This window comes from Brachybacterium sp. Marseille-Q7125 (genome assembly GCF_023062615.1).
Classification (GTDB): Bacteria; Actinomycetota; Actinomycetes; order Actinomycetales; family Dermabacteraceae; genus Brachybacterium.
In genome coordinates, this window is sequence record NZ_JALLAL010000003.1 from 134,896 (window position 1) to 141,363 (window position 6,468).

Consider the following 6,468-nt stretch of genomic DNA (forward strand, 5'->3'; position numbering starts at 1 on the left):
TCAGCGCGTCGGCTCTGGTCGGCGCGTCAGCTCACTTCCAGCCAGCGCGGCGCCGTGCCGCAACCATCGCCGCCACCTGGGTGCGGCGCTGCATGCCCAGGGCCTGCAGGATCACGGTCACGCGGTTCTTCACGGTCTTCTCGGCGATGCCGAGGTTCTCGGCGATCTCGCGATTGGAGTGCCCATCGCCGATGAGCTCGACGATCCGCTGATCCGAGGCGGACAGCTCCGGTCCCTCATCACCACGGTCGGCGGGCCACACCGTGCGGCCCTCATGGACGGCGCAGATGGACTCGACGATCTCCTGCGAGCGGGCGGACTTGAGCATCAGCCCCGCCGCACCGGCGGCGCGGGACTCCCGCAGCGCCGCATCGTCATCGAAGCTCGTGAGCACCAGCATCGTCTGCTCAGGGTTGAGATCCCGGGCCGCATCCATGACGTCGATTCCGGTGCCGTCCGGCAGCTGCAGATCCACCACCAGCACATCGGGGCGGATGGCGGGCAGACGACGCCGCGCCTCGGCGACCGAGGATGCCTCCCCGATGACACGGAGCGCGGGACTGGACTCGATGGCCGTGACAATGCCACGTCGGACCACTTCGTGGTCATCCACCAACATGACGCGGATCGGTCCGGGAGTATCGGTCGCTGTCACGAAGCGTCCTTCCTGAAGTTCGCGGGGGAAAGGGCCCGTCGGGGTTGGCACCGGGGGCAGAAGTGCGAGGAACGCCCCTGGTGGAAGACTCGTCGCAGCAATCTACCGCACCGCAGGCACGGCTGCCCCTCCCGGCCGTACGCAGACAGCGAGCGGGCGAAGTAGCCACTGCGCCCGTCGACGTTCACGTAGAGGGCATCGAAGCTGGTGCCGCCCACGGCCAGGGCCCGTTCCATGACCTCCGCCGCAGCACGCAGGATGTTCAGCGCGCGCCGCTGCGTGAGGGCCGCACCGGGGGTGTCGTGGCGGGTGCGGGCGCTCCACAGCGCTTCATCGGCGTAGATGTTACCTATGCCGGACACGATCTCCTGGGCGAGCAGCAGGGACTTGATGCCGGCGCGGCGCCGACGCAGCTCGCGGGCGATCGCGGGCAGATCCGCAGCGGGGTCCAGCAGATCGCGGGCCACATGCGCGAGGTCCACGGGCAGCAGGTCATCGGGGCTGTCCGCAGCGGCTGGTCGGCCATCGGCAGTGGGTGCGAGATCGGTGGCCCACAGCCCGCCGAACAGCCGCTGATCCACCAGGTCGATGCGGGCACCGTCGTCCAGATGCATTGAGAGCCGACGGTGGCGCAGCTCCTGGGCGGCGTCATGCGCGGCAGTGGTGATGCGCAGCTGGCCGCTCATGCCCAGGTGGCCCATCAGCGCTTCACCGGTTTCGGCCCCATCGGCCTCCTGCAGGCGCCACCACAGGAACTTTCCGCGCCGCACCACGGCGGCGAGGCGGCGCCCTTCGACGGCGGCGCGCAGTCGGTCCACTCCCCCGCGCTGGCGGCGGATGATCCGCTCATCCAGCACCTCGAGGGAGGTGACGGTGCGGCCGACGGTGCGGGGCACGAGGCCCCGTCGGACCACTTCGACCTCGGGCAGCTCGGGCATGGGTCAGCTGCCCGGCAGCAGGGATTCCCCGCGCTCGGCGAGGATGCCGCGCACGGCGTTCTGGGCGGCGGCGAGCTCGGCGTCCTTCTTCGAGGCGCCCTCACCGGTGGCGGAGACGATGCCCTCGATGCTCACGTGGGCGGTGTAGGTCTTGGCGTGCTCGGCTCCGGATTCGCTGATGCGGTAGACGACGCTGCCGCCTTCCGCGGCGGCGATCTCCTGCAGGCGGGTCTTGAAGTCGTAGCCGGTGGCCAGGAACTCTTCGGAGCTCAGCAGCGGCTCCAGCAGATCCAGCACGAAGCGGCGGGACACGTCCTGCCCGAGAGCAAGGTGGACGCTGCCGATCACGGCCTCGGTGGTGTCGGCGAGGATCGAGGGTTTGGAGCGTCCACCGGTGAGGTCCTCGCCGCGGCCGAGCTTGACGTAGGCCCCGAGGTCCAGGCGGCTGGCGACGACGGCGAGGGCGCGGGTGCTGACGGTCGCGGCGCGGCGGCGGGCGAGCTCACCCTCGGTGAGCGTGGGGTAGCTGGCGTAAAGGTGCTCGGTGACGGCAAGCTGCAGCACCGCATCGCCCAGGAACTCCAGGCGCTCGTTATGCGGGATGCCGTCGTGCTCATAGGAGTAGGAGCGGTGGATCAGCGCGAGGTCCAGCAGCCCGGATTCGCGCAGGTCGACGGCCTGCCCGGCGTCCAGCGGAAGCTTCTCGAGCAGCCCCGCGGGGTCGGCGGCTTCGGTGGCGCGGCGACGGCGGGCCATCAGGCGTCCTGCCCGGGGCGGTCGGTGCTGTTCGTGTCAACCGCGTCCGTGCCCTCAGTGGGCTCGGGGTCCGTGCCCTCGGCGCTGTCGTCGGAGTTGGCGAAGAAGCCCTGGAGGGCGGCGAAGCGGCCGTCGATCACCTCGTGCTCGTGCTCCGGGTCTTCCTCCATGCGGAAACCGCACTGGGAGCACAGACCCGGGCAATCGGGGCGGCACAGGGGGCGCTCCTCGGCGTCCATGGCGAGGCTGTCGCGCACGAGCGGACCCAGCGGCGCTTCATCGTCCTCGAGCAGGGCGGTGTCTTCCCGCTCCTCAGCCGGGACCTTCTCGGGGTACATGAACAGCTCGCCGATGCGGGCGGTGACGTCCTGGTCCACGGGATCCAGGCAGCGGCTGCATTCGCCTTCGAGGTGGCTGCTGACGGTGCCGTGGACGTAGATGCCTTCGACCACGGATTCGAGCTCGGCCTCGACGGTGATGTCGGTGCCGGTGGGGACGGTCATCGCGAGGCTGCCGATCTGTTCATCACCGGGCGCGGGCACGGAGCGCTCCACATGGCGGTGCGTGCCGACGCGGCCGACGAGGTCGACGACGTCCAGGCGCAGAGCCTGGTCGAGTTCGGTCGGGGCGGGGGTGTCGGTGGTCATCGGGTCTCCTTCAGGGAAGGGGTGCAGATCAGGCTGAGGCGCTGGCCCGCGGACGGGAGTTGGGGCGCTGGTCGCCGATGGGGGTCAGGGGTGGGTGCGCAGCGCATCGAGGGATGCGGCGGGCAGCAGGTCGCTCACGTCTCCGCCGAGGCTGTGAACCTCGCGGACCAGGGAGGATGAGATGTGGGCGTATGCGGCGTCGGTGAGCAGGAAGATCGTCTCGATGCCCGCGAGGTGGTGGTTCATGCGCACCATCGGCTCTTCGTAGGCGAGGTCAAGCTGGGAGCGCAGTCCTCGCACGACGGCACCGGCTCCGACCTCGCGGCAGAAGTCCACGAGCAGGCCGCGCGGCAGGGTGCGGACCTCTGCGTGCGCGGCAAGATCCTCCGTCGCGAGGGTGCGCTCGATGGCGGTGGTGCGCTCGTCGATGCTCAGCAGGCTCTGCTTGGAGGGGTTGTGGGTGACGGCGATGATCACGCGGTGCCCCAGTGCGACGGCCCGTCGGGTGAGGTCCAAGTGCCCCAGGGTGAAGGGGTCGAAGGAGCCGGGCAGGACGACGGTGCTCATACCGCCACTGTAGTGCGGGCGCGGCGTATCGACTCTCAGGCGAGTTGCACGGTCACCTCGTGGTTCCCGTCCTCGTCGATGTCGCCGATGCTGAGAGTTCCTAGCTTGCCAACGAGCTGGCCAGTGCCGGATCCGGGGGCGATGACGTAGCTCAGCTGGGGCTCGCCCCCGGCCATGGTGCCGAGCTGTAGGAAGGTCAGGGTGCCGACGCGACCGGCGATAGTGCCCTCGAAGGTCTCGGTGGCGACGTACCCGGCATCGCCCGTGGCGGGATCTCCGGCGGTGGTCATAGTGCCGTGGGAGGTGCCGGTGAGGTCGCCGCTCCAGGTCTTGGCGAGATCGAAGCGGGCGGCGGAACCGGGGATGGGGTCGGCGGGAGTGAGCTGGACGGTGAAAGTGGCGCGCAGCGTAGTCGTCATGCGGCCAGTATGTCGGGAAAGGCGGGAGGTCGGCTAGGGGGCAGAGCCTGAGAGCCATGCAGGTGAGGCGCAAGGGGCGTGAGCGGTGCGGGACTGCTGGGACAAGCCCGCCCAGCTGGTTCCGCGGACGGTACTCAGGCGACCGGCCGCGCGCATACTGCAGGTGGCCGGTCGTCAGAGTGCCGTTCGTGGATGGGGTCGACGGGGTCGCGGTCATGGGGCACGCAGTTCAGGTGCGTGTGGGCAAGCGGGAGCGGTGCCGCCAGTAGGGAGCGGTGCTCTCAGTACGGCGGATGCTCGGGATCGTAGAGTGGGGCAGCGGGGCTGGGTGGGTCTGCGGATGCTCCGTCACTGCCTGGTTCACCCGTCACCGAACCGCCCTCGTCATTTCCTGCCCCAGATCCGCTCGCCTCGTCTCGGCTCGCCTCTCCTCGTGCTCGGCGGTGGGCGTCTTCCTCGCGTTCGAGGTAGGAGTTCCACACGACCCGCAGGTGGTCGCCGAGCTCGCGGGTGACGAGGTCGGTGTTGCGTGTGGTCTCGGTCAAGGGGCGGCTGCGCCCGCGGGTTCGGGCGGTCCAGGTGGTCACTCCGGTGTTGGGGTCGCGGATCGGGTCGATGAGCCCGAGGGTTTTGAGCCGGTGGTGGCTGTAGCAGAGCCGGTGGAGGTTCTCCGGGCTGGTGGCGCCTCCGCGGTCGGGGTGAGCGTGGTCGAATTCTTCGATGTGGTCGGTTTCGCCGCTGGTGGTGACGATGGTGCTGCAGCCGGGGACTGCGCAGATCGGGTCGATCTGCCGCAGCAGCTCCTGCATCGACCGACTGACCTGATAGGTCTTCGCTGCCCGCGGCAGGAACGAACCGTCCACGGGATCGGTCAGCACCCGGTGGAACACCGGGGCGTTCACCACGAGGTCACGGGCCATGGCGGGTGGGATCGGATGCGTCCCATCCACCTCACCCGGAGCCTCGGACTGACCGAGCAGCGTCATCACGGGCACGGTGACGTTGATGCGGAACCCGGACTCCGGCACCTCAATACCGTCGGTGCCGAAGGCGGTGCGGGTCAGGATCGCGTAGCGCAGCGCCGCGAGACTCATCGGCCTGCCGGTTTCGGCGACAGTGCCGAACACGTCGAACGGAACAGAGACGGGGCTCAACGACGAGGCGGGGCCAGCCTCCGCCAGCGCCTGTCGTTGCGTGGTCTGCACCGCCCTCGCGGCGGCGTCGAGTCGGTGGCCGAGTGCGGTGATCTCCGGGACGGGGCCGGTGACCTGCAGGCAGGCGGTGCCGTCCATGTCGGGGGAGGTGAACACCTCGACATTGCGCTGCTGGGTGGGATGCTCCTGCTGCAGGCCCGCACCGAACCATGCGATGAGCATGCGTAGCTCGCGGTAGAAGCGGTTCACGTCGATCCCGGCGAGGTCCCATTCCGCGACCCGGTCATCAACCTGACGGCGCTGCTCAGGCTCCAGGCGACGGGTCGAGCGGATCAGCCACTCGAACCACTCCACCGGCAACACCCCACCTGCGACGAGATCCAGGCAGAGGGGCAGATCACGGGTGGCCTGGACGGCGTCGCGCAGCTTCCCCTCCGCGCGCCCCACCTTGGAACGCAGACCAGCTGCAGCGATCAGACAGTTGACCGCCAGCTCATCCGCCTCACCCGGGTGGTCATCATCCACGGTCCACAGCAACGCCAGGTCCCGGACCTCCTCCGCATAGAGAGTGCCGGCGAGACGGCGGCGTTCCTGCACCCGGACCATCAACTGAGCTTCATCGCAGTCTGCTTCTGAGCCGGAGCGCACCGCGGCCATCGCAGGCGTCGTCGCACCCCGCCCGCGAATGATCCTGCGCGGCGGGCCAGCGGGAGTGGGTGCCGCATTCTTCCCGCGCCCGCCCCCACCCGCACGCGGGGCACGCGCTGGCCCCTCGCCGCGGCTCACCGGCCGCGACACACCACTGCCCGGCTGTACATCGTCGAGTCCCATCACGCACCCCCTTTCCGAGCGCCACATCGAGCCTTTCCGAACACCTCCATGATCCCATCCAAATCCCACTCATGGAAGGCCTCACGGCAAATGTGGATAAACCCCCGCTGTGGAGGAACGGTCGCGGCGCCCCTCCACACCTCACGGCGAATTCACCGCGGGACACAGACCACCATCCACAGCTATACCCAGAGGCTGCACACGTATCCACACCTCGCACCTCGTCTGTCGGACCCGTGTGATAGTGCAACGAAGCACCCCTCACCAACACATCACCACCCTTTTGAAAGCGTGACTTCGCAGAGCCAATGCGCCCTATACCGGGCGCCTCCGTCGCAAATTCTGCATTTCAACTAGCCCGCCAGGGCGCCACAGATTGACGGGTCGATTCAGCTCTTCGGCCCCGGCAGCGTGCTGTCGCTCAGCACCTCCCCACGCCCCGGGCTGTCGCTGAGCTCTCGCCAGCGCCCCCCACCTCCGCGCTACTGCCCAGTCCTCCCC

7 protein-coding genes are annotated in these 6,468 nt (G+C 69.1%); all 7 read right to left on the reverse strand.

Annotated features, from left to right (window positions below):
* Positions 1-31: 31 nt before the first annotated feature.
* Entirely contained in the window at positions 32-655 is a 624-nt protein-coding gene (locus MU407_RS01975; protein WP_102237352.1) for a response regulator transcription factor, read from the reverse strand.
* On the reverse strand, positions 652-1,593 hold the full coding sequence (gene mutM, locus MU407_RS01980; protein WP_246954907.1) for a bifunctional DNA-formamidopyrimidine glycosylase/DNA-(apurinic or apyrimidinic site) lyase: 942 nt from the start codon (positions 1,591-1,593) through the stop codon (positions 652-654). Before mutM ends, MU407_RS01975 begins: the two co-directional genes overlap by 4 nt.
* A 3-nt stretch (positions 1,594-1,596) precedes the next feature.
* Positions 1,597-2,349 (reverse strand): ribonuclease III, encoded by a 753-nt coding sequence (gene rnc / locus MU407_RS01985; RefSeq protein ID WP_102237354.1) that lies wholly within the window; start codon positions 2,347-2,349, stop codon positions 1,597-1,599.
* Positions 2,349-2,996, reverse strand: coding sequence for a YceD family protein (locus tag MU407_RS01990; protein ID WP_246954908.1), 648 nt, complete (start codon positions 2,994-2,996; stop codon positions 2,349-2,351). The genes rnc and MU407_RS01990 overlap by 1 nt, the downstream gene beginning before the upstream one ends.
* 84 nt (positions 2,997-3,080) lie before the next feature.
* On the reverse strand, positions 3,081-3,563 hold the full coding sequence (gene coaD, locus MU407_RS01995; protein WP_246954909.1) for a pantetheine-phosphate adenylyltransferase: 483 nt from the start codon (positions 3,561-3,563) through the stop codon (positions 3,081-3,083).
* Between the two features lie 35 nt (positions 3,564-3,598).
* On the reverse strand, positions 3,599-3,982 hold the full coding sequence (locus tag MU407_RS02000) for a DUF3224 domain-containing protein (protein ID WP_246954910.1): 384 nt from the start codon (positions 3,980-3,982) through the stop codon (positions 3,599-3,601).
* 281 nt (positions 3,983-4,263) lie between these two features.
* Entirely contained in the window at positions 4,264-5,742 is a 1,479-nt protein-coding gene (locus MU407_RS02005) for an HNH endonuclease signature motif containing protein (protein ID WP_246954911.1), read from the reverse strand.
* Positions 5,743-6,468 lie beyond the last annotated feature (726 nt).